This is a genomic window from Luteibacter sp. (assembly GCF_036500425.1).
Taxonomy (GTDB): Bacteria; Pseudomonadota; Gammaproteobacteria; order Xanthomonadales; family Rhodanobacteraceae; genus Luteibacter.
Genome location: NZ_DASYCB010000007.1, coordinates 1 through 25912, shown reverse-complemented (window position 1 = coordinate 25912; position 25912 = coordinate 1). Strand labels below are relative to the sequence as shown.

Below are 25912 nucleotides of genomic sequence, written 5' to 3'. Positions count from 1 at the left end.
TGGCGCCGTCCCATGTTTGCATTCGACTGGTTAGCCGACCCTTCGGCCTGGGCGGGTCTTCTCACGCTGATCGTGCTGGAGATCGTCCTCGGTATCGACAACCTCGTGTTCGTCGCGATCCTCGCCGACAAACTGCCCAACCGCCAGCGCGACCAGGCGCGGCTGATGGGTCTTGGCCTCGCACTGCTGATGCGCCTGGGCCTGCTGGCGGCCATGTCCTGGCTGGTCACCCTGACAAAACCCTTGTTCCAGTGGAACGGCTTCGGGCTGTCCTGGCGCGACCTGATCCTGCTGATCGGTGGCGCCTTCCTGTTGTTCAAGGCCACGCTGGAGCTGCACGAGCGGCTCGAGGCTGCCGACGAGCATTCGGCCAAGGGCGCGCGCAAGGCCAGTTTCTGGCTCACCGTGGCGCAGATCGTCATCCTCGACGCGGTGTTCTCGCTCGATTCGGTCATTACCGCGGTCGGCATGGTCGACCACCTTTCGATCATGATGATCGGTGTGGTCGTGGCCATGGCGCTGATGATCACCGCCAGCAAACCGCTCACCACGTTCGTGAACGCGCGGCCCACGGTGATCATCCTGTGCCTGTCGTTCCTGTTGATGATCGGTTTCAGCCTCATCGCTGAAGGGTTCGGTTTCCATATCCCGAAGGGTTACCTGTACGCCGCGATCGGCTTCTCGATCATGATCGAGGCGTTCAACCAGACCATGCGCCGCAACCGACGCCGCTCGCTGCTGCTCGGCGGTCGGCTGATGCGCGACCGTACCGCCAAGGCCGTGCTGCGCCTGCTGGGCGGCAGTACGGACGAAGAAGGCGAAGGCAAGAAGGCGCCGGCCACGGAACAGGCCGAACCGGCGGTGTTCGGAAGGGACGAGTTGGAAATGGTGCAGGGCGTGCTGGATCTGTCCCAGCGCCCGGTGCGTTCGATCATGACCCCGCGCACCGAAATCGTCTGGGTCGATCCCTCTGATGAGCTGCCTAACCTGCTCACCGAAGCGCGTGAATCCGCACACCACTGGATGCTCGTGGCGAACGGCGATCTTGATGAACTGGTCGGCGTGACCTCCTCGCGTGACCTGTTGGCCAGCCTGACCGAACATGGCCGCCTGGTCACGGAAACCGCGGTGCGCAAGCCGATCACCGTGCTGGAATCGCTGAGCGTCCTGCGCCTGATCGACGAGTTTCGTCGCGCGCCGTTGCAAGTGGCCCTGGTGGTCGATGAGTACGGCAGCATCCTCGGCCTGGTCACTCCGGCCGATGTGCTCGAGACGATCGCTGGCGAGTTCCCGCATGAAAGCGGCGAGGGCGACCCCTCCGCGGTCAGCGAACCTGATGGCGCGTGGCTACTCGATGCCAGCCTGGACGTTCGCCGTGTCGAGCACCTGCTCGGTCACCGGCTGCCCGGTGCCAGCGAAGGCAGCTTCGCCACTCTTGCCGGATTTGTGCTGCAGCAGCTCGGCCGCCTGCCAGGCGTGGGCGACACCTTCGAAAGCGAGCGCCTGGCCTTCGAAGTCACTGCGATGGATGGCGCCCGCATCCAGCGCGTGCGCGTCGTAAAGCTCGCCACCCTGGACGACTAATGTAGGAGCGCGCTTGCGCGCGATGGGTGCTCGAAGGACCCATCGCCCCCGAAGAGGGGATAAACGCGCAATCCCAGCGCGCTCCTACAAGATGATTAGCCGGCCTGCGCCGCATCCTCGGCCGGCGCCGCGTTGTTCTCCATGATCGCCATGCCAATCCCGCCTGCGGCCATCAGCATCAGCGCGGCCCAGGCGATCATCGAAACCATGTAACCCGGCCCACGGCGTGAGGCATCGCGCAGATAGGACACGGCGTACCACACGCGCCCAAGCAGCCAGATCAGCCCGGCAATACCCGCCCAGAGCGGATCGACGTACTGCGCAGCCAGCCAGAGCGCCGGGATGAACATCGTGGCGTTTTCCAGCGTGTTCATCTGCACCCGCCAGGCCCGCTCAAACGCCGGATCGCCCGAAATGGCCGGTGCCTTGATCCCATAGCGGCTACGGGCACGGCCCACGGACCAGACCGTGAAGAACATCAGGAGCAGGGTTAACAGGGTGACGACGGCGGGGAGCTGACTGTTCATGAAACGATCCGGGGGACGACGCAAACCCCAGAGTTTACCGGCAACCGTCCGTGCGATCATGCCGACCATGTCTCGCGGGGGCCCGCGGGTAGGGAGAGAACGCCATGCTTTGGGGAAAAGGCCGTAGAAGCGATAACGTGGAAGACGCTGGCGCGGGCGGGGGTGGCGGTCAGTCCTTCGGCGGGGGCCGGGGGCTAGGCGTCGGCGGCATCATCCTGCTGGCGATCCTGGGCCTGGTGTTCTACAAGGACCCGACCGCACTGCTGAATCAGGATGGTGGCGGTGCCATGGCGCCCCCGCAGGCCGAGGCGCAGCGCCAGGCGCAGCCCGCCGAATCCAATGACCCCCAGGTGGATTTCGTGCGCGCGATCCTGGGCGAGACCGAGGACACCTGGGGCGAGATTTTCGCGGCGAATGGCCAGAAGTACGAGCAGCCGAAGTTGGTGTTGTTCCGCAATGGCGTGCGTACGGCCTGCGGTTCGGCATCCTCGGCGGTAGGCCCGTTCTACTGCCCGGGCGACCACCGTGTGTACCTCGACCTGGGTTTCTTCCAGCAGATGCAACAGCAGTTCCACGAATCAGGTGACTTCGCGCGGGCTTATGTGATCGCGCATGAGGTGGGCCACCATGTGCAGAACCTCGTGGGTGTGTTCGACAAGGTGAACCAGGCGCGCCAGCGCGGTGCACGCATGGAGGGCGCGAACGGCCTTTCCGTGCGCCAGGAGTTGCAGGCGGATTGTTTCGCGGGCGTGTGGGCGAATCATTCGCAGCAGCGCCAGCATTGGTTGCAGGCGGGTGATATCGAGTCGGCGATGAATGCGGCAACGGCGATCGGCGACGATGCGCTGCAGGAGCAGTCGCAGGGGCGTGTGGTGCCGGATTCGTTTACGCACGGTACGTCGGCGCAACGTGTGAAGTGGTTTAAGACCGGCTTTGAGTCGGGTGATATTGGCAAGTGCAACACTTTTTCAGGTTCGATCTGACGTATGACTCACCCTTGCCTGCGCTGTGGCGCATGCTGCGCGACGTTTCGCGTCGCCTTTCACTGGATGGAAACGGACGCCGCCGGCGGCATCACGCCGGCTGCGTTGACCGAGCACCTGGATCCGCACCGGGTGAATATGCATGGCACGAACGCGTATGAGCCGCGCTGTAAGTCGCTGGTTGGGGACATCGGCGTGGCGGCGCATTGCGGCGTCTATGAAGTCCGGCCCTCGCCATGTCACGAGCTGAAGCCGGCCTGGGAAGATGGCACCCCCAGCCCGCAATGCGATAAGGCACGCGTAAAACATGGCATGCAGCCACTGACGCCGGCGGACTTCGCTTAAGGGTGTTGCTACCGCAGATCTCGTGTAGGAGCGCGCTTGCGCGCGATCGCCGACGGTACGACGAAGAAAAAGCCCGGCTTTCGCCGGGCTTTTCAGTCGATCAGTAATCGCGCTTACGGCGCGGCGGCTTGCCGCCACCCGCGCCGCCGGGGCCGCCCGAGCGGGCACCCTGCGGGCGGAAATTACCGCGCGGGCGCTGCGACGGGCCACCGCTCTGCGGCTGCTCCGTGCCATCCCACTCGGCAATCTTCAGCTGCTGCTGCGCCACCCACACCTTCTTCAGGTGATTGAACGTCTCCGCCGGCATACCATCCGGCAGATCGATCAGGCTGTAATCATCACGGATGCTCACGCGGCCGATGAACTTGGCCTCGACACCACCCTCGTTCGCGATCGCGCCCACGATGTTGCCCGGCTTCACGCCGTGCTCGTGGCCCACTTCGATGCGATAGGTCTTCTTGCCCGCTTCGGTCGCGTGCGGACGTGGCTGGCGCATGCCCTCGCGCACCGGGCGACGATCACCGAAGTCACCGCCATCACGCGGGCCACGGTCACGGTCGAAATCACGTTGCGGACGCTCGCGGTCGTACTCGCGCGGCGGGCGCTCGGTGTACTCGCGCTTCGCTGGTGGCTCAAGCAACAGCGGCTGGTCGCCCTGGGCGATCTTGGCCAGTGCCGCGGCGATCTCGACCGCCGGCACGTTCTTCTCCTGCTCAAACTTCTCCACCAGCTGCTGGAACATGCCCAGGTCGCCGGCGGCCAGCGTATCGACGATGCGCTGGTTGAACTTATTCACGCGCGTATCGTTCACCGCCTCGATGGTCGGCAGCTGCATCTGCTCGATCGGCTGACGCGTCGCGCGCTCGATCTGGCGGAGCAGGTTCTTTTCACGCGGCGTGACGAACAGGATGGCCTCGCCGTTGCGGCCCGCGCGGCCGGTACGGCCGATGCGGTGCACGTACGACTCGGTGTCGTGCGGGATGTCGTAGTTCAGCACATGGCTGATGCGCTCCACGTCGAGGCCGCGAGCGGCCACGTCGGTAGCGATCAGGATGTCGAGCTTGCCGTTCTTCAGCTGCTCGATCACGCGCTCACGCTGCGCCTGCGCCATGTCGCCATTAATTGCGGCGGCCGCGAAACCACGTGCCTGCAGCTTACTGGCGAGCTCTTCGGTGGCCGACTTGGTGCGGGTGAACACGATCATCGCGTCGAAGCTTTCCGCCTCGAGAATGCGGGTGAGCGCATCGAGCTTGTGCACGCCGCTGACCCACCAGTAACGCTGGCGGATGTTCGCCGCGGTCGTGGTCTTGTTCTTGATCGTGATCTCGACCGGGTTTTTCAGGTAAGTCTGGGCGATACGACGGATCGGCGACGGCATGGTCGCGGAGAACAGCGCGACCTGGCGGCCTTCCGGCGTAGCCTGCAGCAGCTTCTCGACATCGTCGATGAAGCCCATGCGCAGCATTTCGTCGGCCTCATCCAGCACCACGAACTTCAGGGCGGAAAGATCCAGCGTGCCCTTGTCGAGGTGGTCGATGATGCGGCCAGGGGTGCCGACCACGATCTGCGCGCCGCGCTTCAGGCCCTGCAGCTGCGGACCATAGCTCTGGCCGCCGTAGATCGGCAGGACCTGGAAGCCCGGCAGGTACGTGGCGTATTTCTGGAAGGCCTCAGCCACCTGGATGGCCAGCTCACGCGTCGGTGCGAGCACCAGCGCCTGGGGCTTGCCGGGTTTCACGTCGATGCGCGAAAGCACCGGGAGCGCGAAAGCCGCGGTCTTGCCGGTGCCTGTCTGGGCCTGACCAATCACGTCGCGGCCTTCGAGCAGCGGCGGGATGGTGGCGGCCTGGATCGGGGAAGGGGTCTCGTAACCCACGTCGATCAGGGCGCGGACGACTTTTTCGTCGAGCGCGAGCGCGCTGAAACCGGGCATGGCCGGAGCGTTATTAGTATCGGGGGATGTCATGGCAGCCTCGGGGAGGGGCGCGGCGGCGGATAAAGCGCCGGGCAGTAACGGTATTGTAGCAGCGATCAGTGGCTTACGTGGCAGGCCGTAGCCCTTTCTGGTGTCGGCGTTACACTCTTCGGTCAGCTTTCAGAGGGAGAAAGGCATGACGGCGATCGAGACGGTGTCGGAGCAGCGCTGCTTCGGTGGCATCCAGGGCTTCTACAGCCATGCCTCGGAGGCCTGTGGCGGCCCGATGAAATTTGCCGTTTACCTGCCCCCAGCGGCGGAGAAGGGGCCGGTGCCGGTGCTTTGGTACCTCGCCGGGCTGACCTGTAGCGCGGAGACCTTCACGATCAAGGCGGGGGCCCAGCGCCTTGCGGCGGAACTGGGCCTGGCCCTGGTCATGCCAGATACGAGCCCGCGCGATACAGGTATCGCGGGTGCGACCGGCGACTGGGAGTTCGGCGAGGGGGCGGGTTTCTATCTCGATGCGACCGAGGCGCCCTGGAACGCGCGCTTCCGTATGTATAGCTACGTGGTCGACGAACTGCCCCGTCTCGTCGCAGAACGCTTCTCATTCGATATGGGCCGCCAGGGCATCTTCGGCCACTCCATGGGTGGGCATGGCGCCTTGTCGATCGCCCTACGTAACCCAGGGCGCTATCGCTCGCTGTCCGCGTTCGCGCCGATCGTGGCACCGTGCAATGTGCCCTGGGGCCAGAAAGCGTTCCCGCGGTATCTCGGTGAGGACAAAAAGGCATGGCGCAAGTACGACGCGACCGCCCTCGTCGAGGACGGCGCGCACTTCAGCGGCACCATCCTGATCGACCAGGGTGAAGCCGATGGCTTTCTGGTGAACCAGCTGAAGCCGCAGCGTTTCGAAGCCGCATGCGAGAAGGCGAAGCAGGCGCTCAGGTTGCGCATGCAGCCGGGCTACGACCACAGCTATTACTTCATCCAGAGCTTCGTCGAAGATCACCTCCGCCACCATGCGAATGCGCTGGCGCTATGAGTGAACCGGTGCGCATGCGCACGCCGCGCTTGCTGATCCGCTTGCTCGACATCGAGGAGGCGGAGTTGCTGTTGCGATATCGCATGGAGAATCGCGAGCACCTGCGGCCGTGGGAACCGCTGCGGAACACGTCGCACTACACGCTGGACGGGTGTCGGCAGACCATTGAAGCCGGACTCGAAGCGGCGCGTTCCGATCGCGGTTTTCCGTTCGTGATGCTATCGCCTGATGGTGGCGAAATGCTGGGTAGCTTCACCTTTGCGAACGTGGTGCGCGGGGTCTTCCAGGCCTGTCATCTGGGTTACGGCATGGCCCGCAAGTCCGAGGGGCAGGGCCTGATGTTCGAAGCGCTGGACGCTGCGGTGCGTTATGCCTTTGGTCCATTGGATTTCCATCGCGTCATGGCGAACTACATGCCGCGGAACGATCGCAGTGGACGGCTGCTGGAGCGGTTGGGCTTCGAGAAAGAAGGCTATGCCAAGCGTTACCTGAAGATAGAAGGGCTGTGGGAGGACCACGTGCTCACGGCGAAGATCAGAACGCAGGGCTGAGCGGCGACGAGTCGGCGGGCGAGGGACGTTTGCCATCCGCGGCGAACAGCGCGGACCATGCCGCCCGCTCTTCCCAGGCCAGCCAAAGGTAGATCGCCAGGACGAAAACGTGCGGCCCGAACAGTTCGCCTTCGGTCACGAAGTGGTATCCGAAGATGACGACGACGGGCGCGGCCAGGATGAGCAAGGCGGTGGCGACCATGCGGTGCGCGATGAGTGCCACGCCTGCATAGGTAAATAGCACGCCGAGTAGCGGCAGGATGAATCCGCTGGCGACCAGCCCGGCGATAAACGCGTGGCCGGCATTCGTATGCGGCGCGGGCGGCTGCCAGAAACCAAAAATATGGTTCAGGCCGGAGAAGACGAAGAGTGCGCCGAACAAGGTGCGCAGAACGTGCGTGGTGTAACGATGCAAACGGGTCATGCGGGGTCGTACCTACATCAAGAGGGCCTGCCAGCCCCGCATGATCCCGATAGCCGCACGGGCGCACCATCGCCCATGCGGCTAGGCCATCAGGCCTTGTTCGACGCCGGTCCGCGGCTCTGACGGCGGCGCTTGTGGTTGCCGGTGTTCTCGCCGGTGCCTGCGGCCGAGTGGCCGTGTGGGCGGTGCGACGACGGACGACCGCCGTTGCTGGAGCGAGCCTGGCCTTCCTGGGCCTGGCCACGGCTTTGGCCATCCCGGCCACCGCGGCTCTGGCCTTCCTGGCTGCGCTGGCCGCGACCTTCATGGCTACGGCCCTGGCCATTGCCACCCTGGCGCTGACCACCGCTCGAGGCGCGCTGCCCGCCACCCTGGCGCTGACTGCTACCACCCTGACGCTGGCCGCCACCCTGGCCTCCCTGCTTCGGACGCGGTGCGCCGGCATCCAGACGCAGCGGCGTGCTCGGCGCGAAGCCTTCCACGTCGACGATCTCGAGGTCCGACTTCAGCAGGCGACGAATGTCACGGAGCAGGCCCGACTCATCGTGGCTCACCAGCGACACGGCCTGACCCTCGGCGCCGGCACGACCGGTGCGGCCGATGCGGTGCACATAGTCTTCGGCGACCATCGGCAGGTCGAAGTTGATCACCACCGGCAGCTGGTCGATGTCGATGCCGCGCGCTGCGATATCGGTAGCCACGAGTACGGTCGTCCGGCCGGTCTTGAAATCCGAAAGCGCGCGGGTGCGGGCGTTCTGGCTCTTGTTGCCGTGGATCGCGGCGGCACGCATGCCGGCGGCTTCGAGGAAACGCACCAGCTTGTCGGCGCCGTGTTTGGTACGGCTGAACACCAGGGTCTGGCGGCGGCTGTCCTGGGCGAGGACGTGCAGGAGCAGGTCGCGCTTCTGCGCGGCATCCACCGGGTGCACGCGGTGCGTCACGGTGTTGGCGACGGTGTTCGCCGGTGCCGTGGCGACTTCGCGCGGGTCGCGCATGAACTGCTGCGCGAGCGCCTTGATTTCCGGTGCGAACGTCGCGGAGAACAGCAGGGTCTGGCGCTTGCTCGGCACGGCGGCAAGGATGCGCTTCAGCGCAGGCAGGAAGCCCATGTCGAGCATGCGGTCGGCTTCATCGAGTACCAGCACTTCGACCTTCGAGAGGTCGACCGAGCGCTGCATCATGTGGTCGATGAGCCGACCCGGCGTAGCGACGACGACTTCGACGCCACGACGCAGGGCGTGCAGCTGGTTGCCCATGCCGACGCCACCGAAGATCACCGTGCTGCTCACGCGCACGTACTTCGCATAGTCGGAAAGGTTGTCCTGGACCTGCGCGGCAAGCTCGCGGGTCGGGGTAAGGATGAGCACGCGGACCGGGCGGCGGCCCTCGAGCATCGGCGTGTTGATCAGGCGGTGCAGGACCGGCAGCAGGAACGCGGCGGTCTTGCCGGTACCGGTCTGCGCGGCAGCCATCAGGTCGCGGCCCGCGAGGACCTCGGGAATAGCGGCGGCCTGGATCGGCGTCGGGTTCTTGTAGCCGGCCTCAGCAAGCGCGCGCAGCAACGCGGGCGCAAGGCCCAGCGAATCAAAGGACATGTGGAGTGACTCCTGTGTGCCCGAGCGTTCCCTGGAACCGCGCTGCAGGCGATGAATTCGGCGGCCGCGCGTGCCAAAAGGGCGACGGGCTGGCCGGTGTCGTGCGCGCTGTTCGGGGGTGGGGGAGGGGCGGGGTCCTGGCTTCAGGACCCGCGCCTAAGCTCCGCAAGGGAGTCGATAGCGCCGGCACGACTCGCCGATTCTAGCACGTTTTGCGGCGCAGCATGCGCCGGCGGGCGTTTATCGGCTCTTGGCCATGTAAGCGCGGTACTCCTGTTCATCTACATGACCATCGCCGTTCGCATCGGCTTCCTTGAAGTGGGAGCGGAGCACGGCCAGGGTTTTGTCATCCTTGGGCACATCGCTGCGCTCCAGATAGCCCGGGTGCTTCTTCGCAATATCGACGAATGCCGGGGCATCGGTTCCCATCAACGCGGCATTGACGGGCTGTGCCCGGGCCCCGGGGGCCTGGCTCAGCTGTGCAAAAGCACCACCGGCGAACAGCATGCCGGCGGCGGACAGAACGATAAAGCGCGTGCACTTCATGTGGTTCTCCCCTGTGGTGATTGCTTACCTGCCACGGCAGTTATACGCCTTCAGCCGGTGCGGCGCGAGGCAGTCATCAGCCAGCTGTTGTAGGGGGTGCGGCCGAAGAGGGGCCGGAACCGGACGTCGATGCCGCGAGGTTCGAGAACCCCGCGGATATCGTCAGCGGTGGGAAAGTATTGGGCCCCGCCGGGAATCCAGCCGACGGCGTGAATAAACTTCTCCTCAAGGACCGTCGCCCGGTAGCGCCAGGACCCATCCCGAATCACGCTGCGCAGGACGAGCACGCCGCCTTCGGCAAGATGGTCCACGGCGTGGTCCAGCAGTTGTCCCTGGCGTTCCCTGGGCAGGTAATGCAGGACGTCGAGCAGGGCCACGTGTCCGCGCACGGGCTGCGGCGATGTGGCATCCGCCTGCCGCAGCGTCAGCGCATGGCCCAGGCCGGCTCGCTCGGCTGCCTCGCGTCCCATCGCGATCTTTCGCGGATCGCTGTCGAGCCCGAGGTAGCCATCGAGTACGCCGCAGGCATGAAGGTAATGGCCGAGCAGTCCCAGCCCGCAGCCGATATCGAGAAGGGGCAGGGGGTGGGTCGACACGGCGGCGACGCAGGCCGCGTAGACCGGATCCGTGGCGAGTTTGCCGTGGATGTAGATGCGATCGCCGCGTGTGCTGAAGCGTGAAGCGATGCGCTGGCGTGCGTGGCGGGAAAGGGTCATGGCGTGATCACCATCCGTGGAGGGGCCGGGTGTTTGCCCGCCCGGCCCTTGAGCTTACTGCTGGGCTTTGCCCGCATCGCCCTTGTGCACGTACGCATTGTATTCGGATGCGTCGAGGCGGCCGTTATGATCCTTGTCCGCTTCCGGGAAGTGAGCGCGCATTTCTTTCAATGCCGCGTTGTCCTTCGGCAGATCGCTACGGACGAGGCCCTTTCCGCTCTTGTTGAGTTCGTCAAAGGCGGGCACTTCGCTACTGCTCGCGTCAGACGCCGTAGCGGGCGCGGCCTGTTGCGGTTGTGCTGCTCCGGGTTGTGGCTGCGGCGTGCTCGGATGGGCAAGCGTGGCAGCGCTGGCCAGCGTGGTGGCAAGGGCGAGCGAAACGATCAAGCGCGGATACTTCATAGCGTCCTCCGTCGGTCGTGATGGCGTCGGCCAGTGTAGCCGGGCCTCGTCATCGGGCCGTGAGCCCGATGTTGGCATTTTGCCCTGTGCTAGCCTCTGCGGCGACCTGTGTTTGAGGAATTTCTGATGCCATTGCCCGCCGCGTTGCGCGAACTGAATCACAGCCAGCGGCATACCGTCCTGGCCAGCTTCCTCGGCTGGACCCTCGATGCATTCGACTACTTCCTCCTGACCTTCGTCATCCTGGCCATCGCACATGAGTTCAACGTGCCCAAGGCGGAGGTGACCTACGGCTTGTTCCTTACCTTGGCGGCCCGGCCGCTGGGCGCGCTGATCTTCGGCCGGCTCGCCGACCGCTACGGCCGCCGCCCGGTGCTGATGTTCGATATCGTCCTGTTCTCGGTCCTGGAGGTTGCCTGCGCCTTCGCACCGAGCCTTGCGGTGCTGCTCGGCCTGCGCTTCCTGTTCGGCGTGGCGATGGGCGGTGAGTGGGGCATCGGCGCGTCGCTTGCCATGGAGTCGATCCCGGCGAAGTCGCGGGGCTTTGTGTCGGGCCTGCTGCAAAGCGGTTACCCCTGCGGTTTTTTCCTCGCCGCGCTGGCGAACTGGCTGCTCGTCGATCACATCGGCTGGCGTGGCCTTTTCGTCGTCGGAGCGCTGCCGGCCCTGCTGGTGCTGTACATCCGCCGTAAGGTGCCCGAGTCGCCAGTGTGGGAGCAGCGGCAGAGCGAACCCCGTGAAGGGGTGATGGCCTCGATGCGCGGCCACTGGAAGTTATTTATCTACCTCATGCTGCTCATGGCCGCCTTCAACATGTTCAGCCATGGCTCGCAGGACATGTATCCGACCTTCCTGCAGGAGTCGCTGAAGATACCGGCAGGTTCGAGCACGGCGTTCCTGCTCACCGCGCTGCTCAACATCGGTGCCTTGGTCGGTGGTCTCACCTTCGGTTCGCTGTCGGAGAAGATCGGTCGGCGCAAGGCGATCATCATTGCCGCGTTACTGGCTATCCCGGTGATCCCGCTGTGGATGTACGGCGGCTCGCTGATCCTGCTGGGCCTGGGCGCCTTCCTGATCCAGGTCATGGTCCAGGGCGCCTGGGGCGTCGTGCCCACCCATCTGAACGAGCTATCGCCGGATGCGGTCCGCGGTACGTTGCCCGGCTTCGCCTACCAGATGGGCAACTTGCTGGCTGCGATCACGGCCACGGCCCAGACCTGGCTGGCTGAGTGGCGCGGGGGCGATTTCGCCTTCGCCATGTCCTGCTGGATAGCCGCCGTGGCCGTGCTGCTGGCCGTGCTGACCTGGCTGGGGCCCGAGGCCCGTGGCAGGGGCTTTGGCCGGGACCGCCGGGCGGCGTGACGGCAAGCCCCGCGCCCGGTAAAATGCCCCGTTTTCATCTGGTAGAAACCAACATGCAGGCTGGCAAGGGCAAGGTCATCTCGTTCCATTACACCCTCAGTGTCAACGGCACCCAGGTCGAAAGCTCGACTGACGGTGGCGAGCCGCTGTGGATCCTGCTTGGCCACGGCCAGCTGATCCCGGGTATGGAAGCCGGCCTGGAAGGCAAGTCGGCGGGCGACAAGTTCGACCTCGAGATCGCTCCGGACCAGGGTTACGGCGAGCGCCGCGAAGGGGCGACCCAGCGCGTGCCGAAGAAGTACTTCCCGAACCAGGGCAAGGGTCTCAAGGCGGGCGACACGACCATCCTTTCGCTGAAGGAAGGCGGCCAGCAGGCGGTTGTCGTGCAAAAGGTCGGTTCCAGCGTGGTCGATATCGACACCAACCACCCGATGGCCGGCAAGACGCTGACCTTCAACATCGACGTGCAGTCGGTGCGTGAGGCTTCGGAAGAAGAAATCGCCCACGGCCACGCCCACCCGAACGGCGACGGCGCGCACTGATTCTTCAACCATGCATAAAAAAGGGCGGCCGTTTGGCCGCCTTTTTTATGCATGGTTGCCCGTCCGCTTAGCGCGACCTTGGCCACCGCCATGCGGTAACGATGGTGCACAGGCTCAGCAGCACCTCGATGACGCCGAGCGTGATGTAGAACGCAGGGGCGCCGCCCGCCATGGTGAGCAGCATGATCGCGGCATAGGCCAGGCCGAGGACGATGTTCGCCCATTTACTGATCGCCGCCGGCAGCGCTACCGAACCAAACACCATGAGCGCGGGCACGGCCATCATCAGGCTGACGCCGACGAGCACGCCGCTGGTCGTGGGGCCTAGTGGGCCGAAGCTGCCATCGAGCATTTCCTGCAGCTTGCCTTTGCCATACAAGCCGAAGTAATCGCCGTAGATGTAGCAGAACATCAGCGATGTCCAGAGGCCCGCAAGGCGCAGGCGGACCGGAACCTTCACATCCTCAAGTGCCGCCATCAGGCCATCTCCTTGCTGCTCAAGTGGGGCCGCGCGCCGAAGACAAGCAGCCACAGCGCGAATGCGATTTCACCGAACTGGATCGGTGCGCAGATCGACGAGAGTGTCGGCGCGATCGATGGCCATGCGAAGCCGGCGACGCACTGCGCCACGTACGCGATGCCATTGATGAGCAGCCAGGCGCCGAGCAGGCGAGGCAGGAAACGGGAATGCCAGACAAGCGCACTCAGCGGTAAGAGCCACAGACCCCAGAACAATTCGGCGGCGACGATCAAGCGGCCGTGCAGGTGCAGGAAGAGTTCTGCGAGCGCGGAGCGCTGGGCCTCGTTGAATGCGTCGAGAAACGGGGCGCCTTTCGAGAGGAGCATGGCCGCCGCATCGTTGCCTACGTTCACCACGTAAAGCGCGGCGGGGATGATCCCGCCCAGGATCACCAGTGCATTCGCCCAGTCCTGCTGTACGCCGAGCAGGAGCCGGCGCAGGGCGAAGGTGAGGAACAGCATGGCGACGCCGGTCAGCAGGTCGGTGACGATGCCTGCCTGGTAGAGCGTGATGTGATCGATGACATCGCGCGCCGATCCATCGGGAACGACGATAAGCCGCACGGGGGCGGCCAGGATAACGACGAGAAACCAAAGCCCAGCGCTACGGGCCTGCTTGCTTTGCGTGGTCATGCCCCGTCCCTGTGAAGCGGTGTGGCAGCACTCTGCGCCACCCCGTCACACATTCCCTGTGCCGGAAGGCGGGGGCATGAAGCCCCCGCCGATCCGTGACCGCTTACGCGATCGCCTTGCCGTTGACGCTGACGTCGACGTCGATGTTGCCGCGGGTGGCGTGCGAGTACGGGCAGACATCTTCGTGCGCGGTCTTGACGATCTGCTGCGCGGTCGCGTCATCTACGCCCGGCAGGCTGACGGCCAGCTTCACGTTAATCGCGAAGCCCGAACCCTGGCGCGGGCCGATGCCGACTTCGCTCTTCACCGAGGCGCCGTCGACATTGACCTTCTTCTGGCCGGCGACGAAGCGCACGGCGCCCTCGAAGCATGCCGCGTAGCCGGCAGCGAAGAGCTGTTCCGGGTTGCTGCCGCCACCGGCGCCGCCCATTTCCTTCGGCAGGCGCAGCTGCAGGTCGATCAGGCCATCGTTGCTCTTGACGTGACCCTCGCGGCCGCCGGCGACTTCGGCGTGGGCGGTATAGAGGACTTTTTCAATCTTCGAGACGTTGCTCATGGGAAACGATCCTTTGTGGCTGACAGGGGAGGAAGCGCCGGGTCATCCCGGGCCGTGAAGTAAGTAGAGCACGCAATTAAATAGCGCGCAATCTAATTCGTACATCAACCGACTGCATGTTGCCATTCGTTCAGTTTAGAACGCGTCGACCATAGACGAAGTTCTCCTTCCAATACGCGCCATCGAGCTCATCCAGGCGGACCGTGCCGCCGGAATTGGGCGCATGGACGAAGCGGCCCTTGCCCACATAAACGCCCACATGGCTGACGTGCCCACGGCCGAAGAAGACCAGGTCGCCACTTTCGAGATCGGATTCACTGACCTTGGGTTTGTCCAGGGCGGCCATCTCGGTGGAAGTGCGCGGCAGGCGCAGGCCTGTAGAGGTGAGGTAGATGTAGTTGACCAGCCCGCTGCAATCGAAGCCGCCAGCGGGGGTGTTACCGCCCCAGCGATAGGGCGTGCCCACCAGGCCGATGGCACGAAAGAGGACATCGTTGGCCGCATCCGCCGGCGGTGCCGTGGCCGCCTTGGTCGACCAGTTGAGGTTCTTCGCCAACGGAACGGCCGAGGCCGGGTTATTCCGCTGGGAAGACGAGGGGCGTCGCGGGCTGCTACCGCAGGCCGCGAGCAATGCCAGGGCAGCCGCTAGCGCGACGAACCCTAAGGCGCGAAGCGGGCGGATGGGTAGCATGGCGGTGAGCATCGGGCGTTTCCCCTGTCAGGATCGGCACCGGGAGGGTAACAAATCAATAGGTTGCGTGGAATACCTCTCAGTTTGCACGAAATGATGGCCTGCAGAGCCCGCCGCACGAGGCCTGGCCCGTTAAACTGGGCCCATGGAAAGATCCCGAAGTGATGTGCTGATCATGGGCGGCGGCGTGATCGGCCTGGCCTGTGCGCTCTACCTGCTGAAATCCGGCGCCAGCGTGCGGGTCCTGGAGCAGGACACCCCGGGCAGCGGCAGCTCCCACGGCAATTGCGGCACGGTGACGCCTAGCCATGCCGGCCCGTTGACCATGCCCGGTATGGTCGGCACCGCGTTGCGCTCCATGTTGCGCAACGATGCCCCGCTTTACGTCAACCCGCGGCTTGACCCGGAGCGGGCACGCTGGCTGCTTGGCTTTGCCAGGCGCTGCACGTGGCGCGACTATCAGCGCGCTGGTGAGGCGCGTGGTGCCATGCTGGCGCGGTCGCGGGCACTGATCGGCGAACTGGTAACGGCCGACGACCTTGCCTGCGAATTCGAGGATGTCGGCGAGCTTTATGTCTACCGCGACGAACGCATGCTGCAGAACGATCGCGCCCATGTGGAACTGCTGCGACGGCTTGGCATGGATGTTCGCGTCCTCATGGGCGACGACGTGCTGGCCCTGGAGCCATCGCTGCGTGACGGGGTGGTAGGCGGCCTTCTGCATCCAGGCGATGCGCGGCTGCGTCCCGATCTCTACGTGTCTGAACTGGCGCGCCGCGTCCGCGAACTCGGCGGCGCCATCGAAACCGGGGCACGAATCGATTCGTTCGTGACCGATGGGGAACGCATTTCCCATGTACGCACGACGGGTGGCGTCTTTAGTGGCGAGCGGGTGGTGATGGCCCTGGGCGCATGGTCGCCCCTGGTCGGGCGCCTGCTTGAGATCCGCCTGCCGATGCAACCGGGCAAGGGCTATTCGCTGACGTGGGAGCAGCCGCCGGTAAACGCGCCGACGCATTCGTTGGTGTTGCGCGAAGCGGCCGTGTGCGTCACGCCGTGGACCTCGGGATACCGGCTCGGTAGCACGATGGAGTTCTCCGGGTTTGCCGAAGGGCTGAATGACGTGCGCCTGCACGCGCTGCGGCGCGGCGCGGCGGACTACCTGCACGAGCCCGAAGGACAGGGCGAGGTGACCCCGTGGTGGGGGTGGCGGCCGATGAGCGTGGATGAGGTGCCGATCATCGGTCCCAGTGCGCGCTGGTCGAACCTGGTCTATGCCACCGCGCACGGCATGCTCGGCATCAGTATGTCAGCGGCGACAGGCGAGCTTGTCGCGAGCCTGCTTGCCGGTCCCGCGCCGACGCTGGATGCGGCGCCTTATTCGCCGGCGCGCTTCGGTTTGTAGGCGCGACACCTTTTCACGCGCATCGCCAGGGCGACTTTGTTACGGTGTCGCCATTCTTGTTCTCCTGGAGCCGTACATGTCCGACGAAGCCTTCGACCTCATCGTGATTGGCGGCGGCTCGGGTGGCCTGGCCTCGGCGATCCGTGCAGCGAAACACGGAGCGAAGGTGGCGCTTATCGAGCCGAAGGAGCTCGGTGGCGTTTGTGTCAACGTCGGCTGCGTGCCGAAGAAGGCGATGTGGTACGCGGCGCAGATGGCTGAGGCGCAGTACATCGCGGCCGACTACGGCTTTACCGACAAGCCGGGCGAGCTCAACTGGCCAGGCTTCATCGAGCGCCGTGACGCGTACATCGACCGCATCCACGGCAGCTACCGGCAACAACTGGATAAATGGAACGTCACGCTGGTGCATGCGACCGCGCATTTCATCGCGTCGCAGCGTATCGCGGCGGGTGATCGCACCCTGCAGGCGCCGCACGTCATCATCGCGACAGGTTCATCGGCGAATACCCTCGATAAACCAGGCTTTGAGCACAGCGTCACGTCGGATGGCTTCTTTGACCTGCGCGCCTGCCCCAGGCGAACTGCCATCATCGGCGGCGGTTATATCGCCGTAGAGCTGGCCGGCGTGCTGCGCGCGCTCGGAAGCGACGTCGATCTTTATGTGCGCGGCCGCCTGATGAGCAGCTTCGATGAAGAGATGGCGTTCCAGCTCGGCGAGGAGATGACGAAACACGGCATCGCCATCAATTACGCATGCCAGATCGAAGCCGCCCACCCGACGGAGGGCGGGTTGTTGCTCGATTGCGATAAGGGCACTCGGCCCGGCCCCTATGACCTGCTTATCCAGGCGGTGGGTCGGCACGGCAATACGGCATCGCTGGCGCTGGATGCGATCGGCCTGGGTACGAATGACGAGGGGCAGATCGAGGTCGATGATTTCCAGGAGACCGGCGTGCCGGGCGTCTACGCCGTGGGTGATGTCACCCAGCGTCTCGCGCTCACGCCGGTCGCGGTGAACGCTGGCCGCAAACTGGCCGACCGCCTTTTTGGCAACACGCCCGGTGCGAAGCTCGATTACCAGAACATCCCCAGCGTCGTGTTCTCGCACCCCCCGCTAGGCACGGTGGGCATGAACGAGCAGGAGGCCCGCGAGGCCTACGGCACGGACGTGCACCTTTACAAACAGACCTTCGTGCCGATGCAACTGGCGCTGGCGCGTCGCCCCATGTACGTGCGCTTCAAGTTGATCTGCGTGGGCGAGGATTCGCGCATCGTCGGCATGCAGATGCTGGGGCCGGGCGTGGACGAGATCCTCCAGGGGTTTGCCGTGGCCATCAAAATGGGCGCCACCAAGGCCGACCTGGATGCCACCATGGCGATCCACCCGACCTCGGCAGAAGAAATGGTCACCATGGGCGATCGCGTGCCCGGTTGAGCGGTACACTCACGCCATGACCCCGTATTCCCTGCACCGCGGCACCGCGCCGCTCCTGATCAGCCTGCCGCATAACGGCAGCGTCATCCCCGACGAGATTGCCGCGCGCATGAAGCGGCCGGCACGCCGCTCGCCGGACACGGACTGGCACGTCGGGGAGCTCTACGATTTCGCCAGGGGCCTTGGTGCCAGCATCATCCGCCCCGTGGTCTCGCGTTACGTGGTGGACCTGAACCGGCCGGCCGATGGCCACGCGCTGTATCCGGGCAAGAAGGAAACCGGGCTGGTCCCGACCATCATGTTCGATGGCCACGATCTTTACCGCGGCGGCTTCGAGCCGGATGCCAAGGAAGTGGCTGATCGGGTGAAACACTGGTGGAAGCCGTACCATCGCGCCCTCGCCGAGGAACTCGCACGCCTGAAGGCGCAGTTCGGCCACGTGGTCCTGTGGGATGGTCATTCGATCCGCAGCCATGTGCCCATGCTGTTCGATGGCAAACTGCCGGATTTCAACCTGGGCACGGCCGATGGCATCAGCTGCGCGGGCCCCCTGCAGGAAAAGGTCGCCGCGATCCTGGAAGCGCAGAGCGACTATTCGTTTGTCGTGAATGGTCGTTTCAAGGGTGGCTATATCACCCGTAACTACGGCCGTCCCGAAGAGGGCGTCAGCGCCATCCAGCTCGAGTTGTCGCAAATCACCTACATGGATGAGGATAGCTTCGAATACCTGCCGAAGCACGCCGCGCGCGTCCAGCTGCTGATCAGCGAAATGCTCAGCGCCTGCCTCCAGGGCACGCAACAACTCACCGCCTGACTCCACCCTTGTAGGAGCGCGCTTGCGCGCGATTCGCCGGCAGGCGGCCAATGCATCGCGCGCAAGCGCGCTCCTACAGGGGTAGGGCTGCCACGCATTTGAGCTCGATGGCGATGGGGGTCGGCAGCGAGCTGATGCCGACCGTCGTGCGGCACGCATCGACGCCCGCGAACGCTTCCGCATAGAGCCGGTTGTATACGGGGAAATCCCGACCCATGTGGGTCAGGAAGACGGTGACGTCCACCAGGTCCTCCCAGCGAGCGCCACTGGCTTCCAGTACAGCGCGCACGTTCGCGAACACCTGACGGCACTGCGCTTCGATGTCATACGACACGAGGATGCCATCCGCGCTCATGACATTGCCTGGCACGGTGTTCGTACCCGGTGTGCGCGGCCCGACGCCCGACAGGAACAGCAGGTTGCCCACGCGGCGCGCGTGCGGGTAGGCGCCGACCGGCGCGGGTGCGCCGTCGGCACGGATGATGTCAGAGCCCGTGGTCGATGCAGACATTTCTGGCCTCCGTGAAGAAACGCATGGCATCAAAACCGCCTTCGCGGCCTACGCCCGATTGTTTGCTGCCGCCGAACGGTGTGCGCAGGTCGCGCAGCATCCAGCAGTTGATCCACACGATGCCAAAATCCAGCTTTGCTGCCATGCGGTGCGCGCGGGAGATATCGCGTGTCCACAGTGATGCAGCCAGGCCGTAGGGTGTGCCGTTGGCGATGGCTAGCGCTTCGTCCTCGGTATCAAACGGGATCAACGTGACCACCGGCCCAAAGATTTCTTCCTGGTTGGTCGCCGAATCGAACGCCAGACCTTCCATGACGGTAGGCGCCACGAACCAGCCAGCCGCGCAGCGGCCGCCGACCTGCACCTGCTCACCACCCACCAGTACCTGGCCACCCTCGGCACGTGCGCGTTCGATGCAACGGATGACCTTGTCGAAATGTGCCTTCGATACCAGTGCGCCCAGGTCGCTGGAGGCTTCCTGCGGATCGCCCACGCGCAGCGCGCGTACGCGTTCGAGGTAAGCCTCGCGGAAGCGGTCGTAGATCCCTCGCTGCACGAGCAGGCGTGAGCCGCATAAGCAGATCTCGCCCTGGTTGGCAAAGCCGGAGCGCACGATAGTGGCGATCGTCTTGTCGTTGAATTCGAAGTCGTCGAAGACGATGGCGGGGTTCTTGCCGCCGAGTTCGAGCGAGATCTTCTTCAGGCGGGGCGCGGCGGCCGACGCGATCGCGACGCCTGTCCGCGTGCTGCCCGTGAACGACACGGCCTTCACCGCGTCGTGGACGACGATCGCTTCGCCGACTGAAGGCCCCGTGCCATGCACGATATTGAAGATGCCATCGGGAAAGCCGGCTTCCTGCACCAGCGTGCCGAGGAACCACGCCGTGTGTGGCGTGACCTCGGAAGGCTTCGCGACGACGGCATTGCCGGCGGCCAGCGCGGGTGCCACCTTCCAGGTGAACAGGTACAGCGGCAGGTTCCACGGACTGATGCAGCCCACGACCCCCAGTGGCAGGCGCAAGGTGTAGTTGATAGCGCCGTGTTCCATCGCATGCGATTCGCCGGCGAACTGGGTGGCCGCGGCAGCGAAGAAGCGCAGGTTGGCGATCGCGCGCGGGATATCGAGGCTGCGGGCGAGGGTCAGCGGCTTGCCGCTGTCACGCGATTCCGCGGCGGCGAATTCATCCAGCCGTGCTTCGATCAGGTCGGCCAGGCGCTGCAGGCATCGGGCCCGCGCCTCGGCAGGCAGGGTCGACCAGCGGAGCAGGGCGCGCGATGCCGCCGCCACGGCATCGGCGACGTCGTCGGCATCGGAATCGGGGCAGCGGGCGTAGACATCGCCCACGGCCGGGTCGATCACCTCGAGATAGCGCCCGCCACGCGGCGCCCGCGGCTCACCATCGATCAGGTTGCTGAGCGTGAGCATCGTGGCGCCCTTAGTTAAGGCTGCGCGTGCGGCCGCCATCCACGGCCAGGCTCACGCCATTGATGTAGCCGGCGGCAGGGCTGGCGAGGAACGCGATGACGGCGCCCACTTCGGCGGGATCGCCGAAGCGTGCGGCGGGCACGCTCGCCAGCAGTCCGCGTTCGACCTCATCGCGGCCACGCCCGGCCTTCACGCTGGATTCCACCAGGGCGTCCAGGCGCGGTGTGCGCGTGTAGCCAGGCAGCACGTTGTTCACGGTGACGCCATCGTGGGCGACCTCGGCCGAGAGGGTCTTCGCCCAGCCCGCCATGGCGGCACGCACGGTATTGGACACGCCCAGGTTCGGGATGGGCTCCTTTACCGATGTGGAGATGACGTTGACGATGCGGCCATAGTGCGCTGCGCGCATGCCCGGCAGGCAGGCCTGGGTAAGTACCTGGGCGCTGATGATGTGCTGGCGATAGGCGACCAGGAATGCCTCGGTATCCGCGGCGTGGACGGCGCCGGGGGGCGGTCCGCCGCTGTTGTTCACCAGGATGTGGACGGCATGGTCCTTGACCACGGCCGCGACAGCGGCCGCCAGGGCATCCGTATCCAGCATGTCTACGGCGAGGTGCTCGTGCTTTTGCCCGGGATGGGTCGCGGGCAATTCGGCGGCCAGCGCCTTCAGGGTCTCGGCGGAGCGGGCGAGCAGGGTGATGCTGGCGCCGAGCTCGGCCAGCTCGAACGCCGTGGCCCTTCCTATGCCTTGCGAGGCGCCGCAGACCAGTGCGTGACGTCCGGTGAGGCGAAGATCCATGCGGCGCTCCTTGGTGGGTGGTGGGCGGTCAGCCCTGTTTCATCGCCCACCACTGTATCGCCATCGCGGCCAACCAGCACGGCCAGGCCAGCCAGGGCGCGCGCCGCCACCAGCCCTGCCAGCGGTCGAGGTCGCGGTCGTTGAACAGGGCGGGGGCGGCCGAGCGCAGCACCCGGCGCATGCGCAGCCAGTTGGCCATGCCGTTGGGCCGGCCGGTATCGGCCTCGGTGATCGTTTTCCAGTGATCCGGGTAACGCTGCTTCAGCAGACTGGAAAAGCGCCACTGCGCCACGAGGTGCAGCACGAAAAACACGACGGCACCGAGCAGGAGCAAGAGGTAGACATAAACCGCAGCGATCATGGTGCTTAGCTACCCTTTTCTTTCTTCTTCGCGTCGTTACCGAGCAGATCGGTGCTGACCACGTCCTTCAGCGTATTGATGACGCCGTTGCCCGGCGCAGCCTTGCCGCAGACGGCGTTCTTGAGCGCGCTCTTGTAGGTGTCGTTCTCGATGCCGACATACACCACGCCATCGGGGCCGTGCTGGATCTTGAAGTTGCCGGTCGAGTTCATCTTGATCGGCGCTTCCGCCGAGAACGTCGTAGGCGACTGCTCCCAGTAGGTCTGGCTGTTCTGCTGCTTGGCCGAGGAATACACCACCAGGTAGCGCGCGCGGTCGTCTTCCACCTTGAACTTGCCGAACGCGCCCGTGGTTTCGCTGGTCCAGCCGATGTACTCGCACAGCTGGATGTCTTCCGCATGCAGGGGCTGGAACGCATCGTCCAGGATCACCACCGTCGGCGCGAACAGGTAGCTGGAGCTGAGCCAGCGGCCATTGAGTTCGGACTTGAGCGCGATCGTGTACGGCATCTGCGCGCCCTGCGGCAGGCGGAACGCAAGGAAATAGCTGCGATCGCCGTTGAGGCTGGCAACCGGTGTTTCCTTGGTCAGCGCGAAGCGCTTCGGCTGCCACGGCAACATGTCCTGGTAGGAGAGGTCGGCGAAGCTGCCACAGCACGGATCGGCGCCATCGAGCGCCTTGCGGGCGATATCCACCGTGACCGACGGATTTTCCGGCGGACGAAAGTTGGGCGGCACGATGGTCTTGCAGCCGCCCAGCACAGTGAGGGCGACGGCAAGGGGGAACAGGCGGTTGAGTATGCGGGGCATGATCTTCAGGTGTCTTAAAACTCGGCGCTCCCTGCCGCACGGGGGTAAGGGATGGCATCACGGATGTTGCCAAGACCGCAGACGTAGACCAGCAGGCGCTCGAAGCCCAGGCCGAAGCCGGCATGGGGCACGGTGCCGTAGCGGCGCAGGTCGCGGTACCAGTTGTACGTTTCCAGATCGAGGCCGAACTTCTGCATGCGCGCATCGAGGTGATCCAGGCGCTCTTCGCGCTGGGCACCACCGATGATCTCGCCGATGCCCGGGGCCAGCACGTCCATGGCCGCCACGGTCTTGCCGTCGTCGTTCAGGCGCATGTAGAAGGCCTTGATCTCTTCCGGGTAGTTCATGACGACCACGGGGCGGCCCACATGTTCCTCGGCGAGGAAGCGCTCGTGTTCGGTCTGCAGGTCGACGCCCCAGGCCACCGGGTGCTCGAACTTCTTGCCGGACTTCTGCAGGATCGTGATCGCATCAGTGTAGTCGATGCGCTCGAAAGGTTTTGCGATGAAGTCCTCGAGACGCTTCACGGCGCCCGGCATCACGCGCTCATCGAAGAACGCCATGTCGTCGGCACGCTCGTCCAGCACCGCTTTGAAGATGCCCTTGAGGAACACTTCGGCGAGGTCGGCGATATCGCTGAGCGTGGCGAACGCCACCTCCGGCTCGACCATCCAGAACTCCGCCAGGTGGCGGGTGGTGTTGGAATTCTCGGCACGGAACGTCGGGCCGAACGTGTACACCTTGCTCATCGCCATGGCATAGCCTTCGACGTTGAGCTGGCCCGACACGGTGAGGAAGGCTTCGCGGCCGAAGAAATCTTTCTTCCAGTCGATACCGCCCTTGTCGTCGCGGGGCAGGTTGGCCAGGTCCAGGGTGGACAGGCGGAACATGTCGCCCGCGCCTTCGGCATCCGAGGTGGTGATGATCGGCGTGTTGATCCAGAAGAAGCCCTGTTCCGTCAGGATGCGGTGGATCGCCATCATCATGGTGTGGCGCACGCGGGTGACGGCGCCAAACAGGTTGGTGCGCGGGCGCAGGTGCGCCACTTCGCGCAGGAACTCCATGGAGTGCTGCTTGGGCTGGATGGGGTAGGTGAGCGGGTTCTCGACGAAACCGGTGACCTCGATCTTCGTGGCCTGGATCTCGAACGCCTGGCCCTTGCCCTGCGAGGGCACGAGCTTGCCGGTGGCGATGACGCCCGCGCCGGCCGAGAGGTTCTTCACGTCGGTCTCGTAATTGGCGAGATCGGCCGTGGCCACCACCTGGATGGGGGCGAAGCAGGAGCCATCGCTCACATTAACGAAGGAAAGGCCGCCCTTGGAGTCGCGCAGGGTGCGCACCCAGCCACGCACGGTGACTTCATGTTCCGCCGCGGCCGTGCCGCCGGCGAGGGCCTGCTTGACGCTTACCACCGTCATATCGATTGAAACTCCAGAAAGGGCGCCGCATATCGGGCGGATAGGAACATGACCCTGTATAATAAAGTAACGGTCGCGTGAACGGCACCGTCCCCCGGGTATACCACGGCAAGAAATCGTTTTGATGAGCATCCAGATCACTCCCGCCGCTTCCGACCGCATGCGCTCCTTCCTGGCGCAGGCGCCCGAGGCCACGGGCGTCCGCTTTTCGGTCAAGCGCATGGGCTGCTCGGGCTTTGGCTACGTGGTGGACCTGGCCGGGGCCATCGCCCCGGAGGACCAGGTGCTCGATATCGACGGGATCCGGGTCGTGGTCGATCCGAAGAGCCTTCCCCTGGTCGATGGCACGCTGATCGACTTCCAGCGCCAGGGCCTGAATGCCTCGTTTGTCTTCCACAACCCCAATGCGACCGGGGAATGTGGGTGTGGTGAGTCGTTTACCGTCTCTTGAGGCCAGCTCAGGAGCGCACACAAGCGCGCTCCTGCAAGGGTGTGGGCGGTTGTAGGAGCGCGCTTGCGCGCGATTCCCGACCCCTCTGTTGACCTAACTCCCCGTTTCTCCTTAAAATGCGCGGCTACCTCTCCGTCCGGAGGGGTTTCTTGCCTCACCGGTACCCCGGGAGGCTGCCATCCCCGTAAGGGGTGCATCCACAAGGAGCAACCATGCGTCACTATGAAGTTGTGTTCCTGGTCCACCCGGACCAGAGCGAACAGGTGCCCGCCATGATCGAGCGTTACAAGACGCTGATCGAAGGCGACAACGGCAAGATCCACCGTCTCGAAGACTGGGGCCGCCGCCAGCTGGCTTACCCGATCGAGAACCTCGCCAAGGCTCACTACGTGATGCTGAACATCGAGGTTTCCCAGAACGCGCTGAACGAACTCGAGACGGGCTTCCGTTTCAACGACGCCGTCCTGCGCCACCTGGTCATTCGCCGTGACGAAGCCGACACCGAACAGTCGTTCATCCTGAAGAGCAAGGAAAAGGATGAGCAGAAGGGTTCGCGTCGCCGTGACGACGACAATGATGACCGCGGTGGTCGCGACAGCGACAACGACCGTGACAGCGACGACTAATCGGGGAATATAGCCATGTCCAAGTTCTTCCGCCGCCGTAAGTTCTGCCGTTTCACCGCTGAAGGCGTGAAAGAGATCGATTACAAGGATCTCAACACCCTCCGTCAGTACGTCACCGAGAACGGCAAGATCGTTCCGAGCCGCATCACCGGCACGAAGGCACGCTACCAGCGCCAGCTGGCGACCGCTATCAAGCGCGCCCGCTTCCTGTCGCTGCTGCCGTACACCGACAACCACGACGTCTGATAAGCCGGCGCCCCGCCCTTGAGGGGCAGGGCGCCAGTCCAGGCGAACATTTCGGACAACCGTCCGGCTGCACGGGTTCTGCCCGTGCTAACGAAAGGAACATCCCATGGAACTCATTCTTCTCGAGAAGGTGAAGAACCTCGGTAACCTCGGCGACAAGGTCAACGTCAAGCCGGGTTACGGTCGTAACTTCCTCCTCCCGACCGGCAAGGCCGCTCGCGCGACCGTCGCCAACCTCGAAGCATTCGAAGCACGTCGTGCCGAGTACGAAGCCAAGGCCAAGGACCAGCTGTCCGGCGCCGAGGGTCGTGCCGCCAAGCTCGACGGCGCCGAAGTCACCATCGAAGTCAACGCTTCGCCGGAAGGCAAGCTGTTCGGCTCGGTCACCCCGCGTGATGTGGCCGAGGCCCTGACCGCCAAGGGTCTGCAGGTCGACAAGAGCGAAGTGATCCAGGCCGAAGGCCCGTTCCGCAACACCGGCGAGTACGAAGTCACTGTCGTGCTGCACGCCGAGGTGGAGCAGAAGGTCAAGGTCAAGGTCGTCGGCGCGTAAGCTCCGCACTTCCGTTAGATCCCGAAGCGGGCGCCCTTGTGGCGCCCGTTTTCGTTTGTGCCAGGACACCTGTCGACCCTCCCGTAGGAGCGCGCTGGCGCGCGATCGCGCGCCAGCGC

Annotated in this window: 31 protein-coding genes; 14 read left to right on the top strand and 17 right to left on the bottom strand. The window is 64.8% G+C overall.

Translation table 11 applies throughout. The features are described 5' to 3' along the window. Window positions 1-12 precede the first annotated feature (12 nt). Window positions 13-1584 (top strand): TerC family protein, encoded by a 1572-nt coding sequence (locus VGN46_RS01930; RefSeq protein ID WP_331640040.1) that lies wholly within the window; start codon window positions 13-15, stop codon window positions 1582-1584. 95 nt (window positions 1585-1679) lie between these two features. On the opposite strand, the gene VGN46_RS01925 is transcribed toward VGN46_RS01930, so the two are convergent. After that, entirely contained in the window at window positions 1680-2111 is a 432-nt protein-coding gene (locus VGN46_RS01925; protein WP_331640038.1) for an MAPEG family protein, read from the bottom strand. A 104-nt stretch (window positions 2112-2215) separates the two neighbouring features. Here VGN46_RS01925 and ypfJ point away from each other — a divergent pair, with 104 nt between their 5' ends. Next, the gene (gene ypfJ, locus VGN46_RS01920) at window positions 2216-3094 is read left to right on the top strand and encodes a KPN_02809 family neutral zinc metallopeptidase (protein ID WP_331640036.1); all 879 of its coding nucleotides are present in this window, start codon (window positions 2216-2218) and stop codon (window positions 3092-3094) included. A 3-nt stretch (window positions 3095-3097) separates the two neighbouring features. Continuing rightward, window positions 3098-3439, top strand: a complete 342-nt coding sequence (locus VGN46_RS01915; RefSeq protein WP_331640033.1) for a YkgJ family cysteine cluster protein — start codon at window positions 3098-3100, stop codon at window positions 3437-3439. 100 nt (window positions 3440-3539) lie between these two features. Here the strand turns inward: VGN46_RS01915 and VGN46_RS01910 are convergent, their stop codons facing one another. Next, window positions 3540-5405 carry a DEAD/DEAH box helicase gene (locus tag VGN46_RS01910; protein ID WP_331640031.1) on the bottom strand — a complete coding sequence of 622 codons (1866 nt, stop codon included), beginning with the start codon at window positions 5403-5405 and terminating at the stop codon, window positions 3540-3542. Between the two features lie 145 nt (window positions 5406-5550). On the opposite strand from VGN46_RS01910, the gene fghA reads away from it, so the two are divergent. Together fghA and rimJ are read left to right on the top strand one after the other, a co-directional pair. Beyond that, entirely contained in the window at window positions 5551-6399 is an 849-nt protein-coding gene (gene fghA, locus VGN46_RS01905) for an S-formylglutathione hydrolase (protein ID WP_331640029.1), read from the top strand. Next, a complete protein-coding gene (gene rimJ / locus VGN46_RS01900; RefSeq protein WP_331640027.1) occupies window positions 6396-6950 on the top strand; it encodes a ribosomal protein S5-alanine N-acetyltransferase in 555 nt (184 codons plus the stop codon). The genes fghA and rimJ overlap by 4 nt, the downstream gene beginning before the upstream one ends. Here the strand turns inward: rimJ and VGN46_RS01895 are convergent. The 5 genes from VGN46_RS01895 to VGN46_RS01875 form a co-directional block, all read right to left on the bottom strand. Next, on the bottom strand, window positions 6934-7374 hold the full coding sequence (locus VGN46_RS01895; protein WP_331640025.1) for a hypothetical protein: 441 nt from the start codon (window positions 7372-7374) through the stop codon (window positions 6934-6936). The two genes, rimJ and VGN46_RS01895, sit on opposite strands and share 17 nt — an antisense overlap. 89 nt (window positions 7375-7463) lie before the next feature. After that, window positions 7464-8969 (bottom strand): DEAD/DEAH box helicase, encoded by a 1506-nt coding sequence (locus VGN46_RS01890; protein WP_331640023.1) that lies wholly within the window; start codon window positions 8967-8969, stop codon window positions 7464-7466. A gap of 240 nt (window positions 8970-9209) precedes the next feature. Further along, a complete protein-coding gene (locus tag VGN46_RS01885) occupies window positions 9210-9515 on the bottom strand; it encodes an EF-hand domain-containing protein (protein ID WP_331640021.1) in 306 nt (101 codons plus the stop codon). 50 nt (window positions 9516-9565) lie between these two features. Continuing rightward, window positions 9566-10231: a class I SAM-dependent methyltransferase gene (locus VGN46_RS01880; RefSeq protein ID WP_331640020.1), complete on the bottom strand. Its 666-nt coding sequence runs from the start codon at window positions 10229-10231 to the stop codon at window positions 9566-9568. Window positions 10232-10285: 54 nt separating this feature from the next. Further along, complete coding sequence (locus tag VGN46_RS01875) at window positions 10286-10633, bottom strand: hypothetical protein (protein ID WP_331640019.1); 348 nt, start codon at window positions 10631-10633, stop codon at window positions 10286-10288. A 126-nt stretch (window positions 10634-10759) separates the two neighbouring features. Between VGN46_RS01875 and VGN46_RS01870 the strand changes: the two genes are divergently transcribed. Both VGN46_RS01870 and VGN46_RS01865 read left to right on the top strand, forming a co-directional pair. Then, a complete protein-coding gene (locus tag VGN46_RS01870; RefSeq protein WP_331640018.1) occupies window positions 10760-11995 on the top strand; it encodes an MFS transporter in 1236 nt (411 codons plus the stop codon). Between the two features lie 53 nt (window positions 11996-12048). After that, the gene (locus VGN46_RS01865; RefSeq protein WP_331640067.1) at window positions 12049-12537 is read left to right on the top strand and encodes a peptidylprolyl isomerase; all 489 of its coding nucleotides are present in this window, start codon (window positions 12049-12051) and stop codon (window positions 12535-12537) included. Window positions 12538-12604: 67 nt separating this feature from the next. Here VGN46_RS01865 and VGN46_RS01860 read toward each other — a convergent pair whose 3' ends face one another. From VGN46_RS01860 to VGN46_RS01845, 4 genes are all read right to left on the bottom strand, one after another. Continuing rightward, complete coding sequence (locus VGN46_RS01860; protein WP_331640017.1) at window positions 12605-13015, bottom strand: DUF6326 family protein; 411 nt, start codon at window positions 13013-13015, stop codon at window positions 12605-12607. Continuing rightward, window positions 13015-13689: a DUF4386 domain-containing protein gene (locus VGN46_RS01855; RefSeq protein ID WP_331640016.1), complete on the bottom strand. Its 675-nt coding sequence runs from the start codon at window positions 13687-13689 to the stop codon at window positions 13015-13017. The genes VGN46_RS01860 and VGN46_RS01855 overlap by 1 nt, the downstream gene beginning before the upstream one ends. Window positions 13690-13792: 103 nt before the next feature. Then, window positions 13793-14245, bottom strand: coding sequence for an organic hydroperoxide resistance protein (locus VGN46_RS01850; RefSeq protein WP_331640015.1), 453 nt, complete (start codon window positions 14243-14245; stop codon window positions 13793-13795). 130 nt (window positions 14246-14375) lie between these two features. After that, window positions 14376-14948, bottom strand: coding sequence for a C40 family peptidase (locus VGN46_RS01845; protein WP_331640014.1), 573 nt, complete (start codon window positions 14946-14948; stop codon window positions 14376-14378). Between the two features lie 133 nt (window positions 14949-15081). On the opposite strand from VGN46_RS01845, the gene VGN46_RS01840 reads away from it, so the two are divergent. The 3 genes from VGN46_RS01840 to hutG all read left to right on the top strand — a co-directional run bounded on the left by VGN46_RS01840 (window position 15082) and on the right by hutG (window position 18593). Further along, entirely contained in the window at window positions 15082-16341 is a 1260-nt protein-coding gene (locus tag VGN46_RS01840) for an NAD(P)/FAD-dependent oxidoreductase (RefSeq protein ID WP_331640012.1), read from the top strand. A gap of 76 nt (window positions 16342-16417) precedes the next feature. Further along, on the top strand, window positions 16418-17779 hold the full coding sequence (gorA, locus tag VGN46_RS01835) for a glutathione-disulfide reductase (RefSeq protein ID WP_331640010.1): 1362 nt from the start codon (window positions 16418-16420) through the stop codon (window positions 17777-17779). A 16-nt stretch (window positions 17780-17795) separates the two neighbouring features. Further along, window positions 17796-18593, top strand: coding sequence for an N-formylglutamate deformylase (gene hutG, locus VGN46_RS01830; protein WP_331640008.1), 798 nt, complete (start codon window positions 17796-17798; stop codon window positions 18591-18593). Window positions 18594-18666: 73 nt separating this feature from the next. On the opposite strand, the gene VGN46_RS01825 is transcribed toward hutG, so the two are convergent. From VGN46_RS01825 to asnS, 6 genes are read right to left on the bottom strand one after another with little or no spacing between them, the layout of a single operon-like run. Continuing rightward, on the bottom strand, window positions 18667-19104 hold the full coding sequence (locus tag VGN46_RS01825) for a RidA family protein (protein ID WP_331640006.1): 438 nt from the start codon (window positions 19102-19104) through the stop codon (window positions 18667-18669). Continuing rightward, a complete protein-coding gene (locus tag VGN46_RS01820; protein WP_331640004.1) occupies window positions 19079-20530 on the bottom strand; it encodes an aldehyde dehydrogenase in 1452 nt (483 codons plus the stop codon). The genes VGN46_RS01825 and VGN46_RS01820 overlap by 26 nt, the downstream gene beginning before the upstream one ends. A 10-nt stretch (window positions 20531-20540) precedes the next feature. Beyond that, the gene (locus tag VGN46_RS01815) at window positions 20541-21329 is read right to left on the bottom strand and encodes an SDR family oxidoreductase (RefSeq protein WP_331640002.1); all 789 of its coding nucleotides are present in this window, start codon (window positions 21327-21329) and stop codon (window positions 20541-20543) included. Between the two features lie 28 nt (window positions 21330-21357). Next, window positions 21358-21690 (bottom strand): hypothetical protein, encoded by a 333-nt coding sequence (locus VGN46_RS01810; RefSeq protein WP_331640000.1) that lies wholly within the window; start codon window positions 21688-21690, stop codon window positions 21358-21360. Window positions 21691-21695: 5 nt separating this feature from the next. Further along, window positions 21696-22499, bottom strand: a complete 804-nt coding sequence (locus VGN46_RS01805; RefSeq protein WP_331639998.1) for a MalM family protein — start codon at window positions 22497-22499, stop codon at window positions 21696-21698. Window positions 22500-22513: 14 nt separating this feature from the next. After that, a complete protein-coding gene (asnS, locus tag VGN46_RS01800) occupies window positions 22514-23917 on the bottom strand; it encodes an asparagine--tRNA ligase (protein ID WP_331639996.1) in 1404 nt (467 codons plus the stop codon). Between the two features lie 124 nt (window positions 23918-24041). On the opposite strand from asnS, the gene VGN46_RS01795 reads away from it, so the two are divergent. The 4 genes from VGN46_RS01795 to rplI all read left to right on the top strand — a co-directional run bounded on the left by VGN46_RS01795 (window position 24042) and on the right by rplI (window position 25793). Beyond that, a complete protein-coding gene (locus tag VGN46_RS01795) occupies window positions 24042-24368 on the top strand; it encodes an iron-sulfur cluster assembly accessory protein (RefSeq protein WP_331639994.1) in 327 nt (108 codons plus the stop codon). 212 nt (window positions 24369-24580) lie between these two features. Continuing rightward, window positions 24581-24994 (top strand): 30S ribosomal protein S6, encoded by a 414-nt coding sequence (gene rpsF, locus VGN46_RS01790; protein ID WP_331639992.1) that lies wholly within the window; start codon window positions 24581-24583, stop codon window positions 24992-24994. 15 nt (window positions 24995-25009) lie between these two features. Beyond that, window positions 25010-25240, top strand: a complete 231-nt coding sequence (gene rpsR / locus VGN46_RS01785) for a 30S ribosomal protein S18 (protein ID WP_029214018.1) — start codon at window positions 25010-25012, stop codon at window positions 25238-25240. A 106-nt stretch (window positions 25241-25346) separates the two neighbouring features. Beyond that, complete coding sequence (gene rplI, locus VGN46_RS01780) at window positions 25347-25793, top strand: 50S ribosomal protein L9 (RefSeq protein WP_331639988.1); 447 nt, start codon at window positions 25347-25349, stop codon at window positions 25791-25793. The last annotated feature ends 119 nt before the right edge of the window (window positions 25794-25912 follow it).

Coding starts and splice junctions, on each gene's coding strand:
- rpsF (WP_331639992.1), top strand. CDS start 24,581: ATGCGTCACTATGAAGTTGTGTTCCTGGTCCACCCGGACCAGAGCGAA.
- gorA (WP_331640010.1), top strand. CDS start 16,418: ATGTCCGACGAAGCCTTCGACCTCATCGTGATTGGCGGCGGCTCGGGT.
- fghA (WP_331640029.1), top strand. CDS start 5,551: ATGACGGCGATCGAGACGGTGTCGGAGCAGCGCTGCTTCGGTGGCATC.
- VGN46_RS01865 (WP_331640067.1), top strand. CDS start 12,049: ATGCAGGCTGGCAAGGGCAAGGTCATCTCGTTCCATTACACCCTCAGT.
- VGN46_RS01810 (WP_331640000.1), bottom strand. CDS start 21,690: ATGATCGCTGCGGTTTATGTCTACCTCTTGCTCCTGCTCGGTGCCGTC.
- VGN46_RS01875 (WP_331640019.1), bottom strand. CDS start 10,633: ATGAAGTATCCGCGCTTGATCGTTTCGCTCGCCCTTGCCACCACGCTG.
- VGN46_RS01860 (WP_331640017.1), bottom strand. CDS start 13,015: ATGGCGGCACTTGAGGATGTGAAGGTTCCGGTCCGCCTGCGCCTTGCG.
- VGN46_RS01915 (WP_331640033.1), top strand. CDS start 3,098: ATGACTCACCCTTGCCTGCGCTGTGGCGCATGCTGCGCGACGTTTCGC.
- rplI (WP_331639988.1), top strand. CDS start 25,347: ATGGAACTCATTCTTCTCGAGAAGGTGAAGAACCTCGGTAACCTCGGC.
- VGN46_RS01815 (WP_331640002.1), bottom strand. CDS start 21,329: ATGGATCTTCGCCTCACCGGACGTCACGCACTGGTCTGCGGCGCCTCG.
- VGN46_RS01870 (WP_331640018.1), top strand. CDS start 10,760: ATGCCATTGCCCGCCGCGTTGCGCGAACTGAATCACAGCCAGCGGCAT.
- rimJ (WP_331640027.1), top strand. CDS start 6,396: ATGAGTGAACCGGTGCGCATGCGCACGCCGCGCTTGCTGATCCGCTTG.
- VGN46_RS01880 (WP_331640020.1), bottom strand. CDS start 10,231: ATGACCCTTTCCCGCCACGCACGCCAGCGCATCGCTTCACGCTTCAGC.
- hutG (WP_331640008.1), top strand. CDS start 17,796: ATGACCCCGTATTCCCTGCACCGCGGCACCGCGCCGCTCCTGATCAGC.
- VGN46_RS01850 (WP_331640015.1), bottom strand. CDS start 14,245: ATGAGCAACGTCTCGAAGATTGAAAAAGTCCTCTATACCGCCCACGCC.
- asnS (WP_331639996.1), bottom strand. CDS start 23,917: ATGACGGTGGTAAGCGTCAAGCAGGCCCTCGCCGGCGGCACGGCCGCG.
- ypfJ (WP_331640036.1), top strand. CDS start 2,216: ATGCTTTGGGGAAAAGGCCGTAGAAGCGATAACGTGGAAGACGCTGGC.
- VGN46_RS01825 (WP_331640006.1), bottom strand. CDS start 19,104: ATGTCTGCATCGACCACGGGCTCTGACATCATCCGTGCCGACGGCGCA.
- VGN46_RS01895 (WP_331640025.1), bottom strand. CDS start 7,374: ATGACCCGTTTGCATCGTTACACCACGCACGTTCTGCGCACCTTGTTC.
- VGN46_RS01890 (WP_331640023.1), bottom strand. CDS start 8,969: ATGTCCTTTGATTCGCTGGGCCTTGCGCCCGCGTTGCTGCGCGCGCTT.
- VGN46_RS01805 (WP_331639998.1), bottom strand. CDS start 22,499: ATGCCCCGCATACTCAACCGCCTGTTCCCCCTTGCCGTCGCCCTCACT.
- VGN46_RS01855 (WP_331640016.1), bottom strand. CDS start 13,689: ATGACCACGCAAAGCAAGCAGGCCCGTAGCGCTGGGCTTTGGTTTCTC.
- VGN46_RS01910 (WP_331640031.1), bottom strand. CDS start 5,405: ATGACATCCCCCGATACTAATAACGCTCCGGCCATGCCCGGTTTCAGC.
- VGN46_RS01845 (WP_331640014.1), bottom strand. CDS start 14,948: ATGCTCACCGCCATGCTACCCATCCGCCCGCTTCGCGCCTTAGGGTTC.
- VGN46_RS01925 (WP_331640038.1), bottom strand. CDS start 2,111: ATGAACAGTCAGCTCCCCGCCGTCGTCACCCTGTTAACCCTGCTCCTG.
- VGN46_RS01820 (WP_331640004.1), bottom strand. CDS start 20,530: ATGCTCACGCTCAGCAACCTGATCGATGGTGAGCCGCGGGCGCCGCGT.
- VGN46_RS01930 (WP_331640040.1), top strand. CDS start 13: ATGTTTGCATTCGACTGGTTAGCCGACCCTTCGGCCTGGGCGGGTCTT.
- VGN46_RS01795 (WP_331639994.1), top strand. CDS start 24,042: ATGAGCATCCAGATCACTCCCGCCGCTTCCGACCGCATGCGCTCCTTC.
- VGN46_RS01885 (WP_331640021.1), bottom strand. CDS start 9,515: ATGAAGTGCACGCGCTTTATCGTTCTGTCCGCCGCCGGCATGCTGTTC.
- rpsR (WP_029214018.1), top strand. CDS start 25,010: ATGTCCAAGTTCTTCCGCCGCCGTAAGTTCTGCCGTTTCACCGCTGAA.
- VGN46_RS01840 (WP_331640012.1), top strand. CDS start 15,082: ATGGAAAGATCCCGAAGTGATGTGCTGATCATGGGCGGCGGCGTGATC.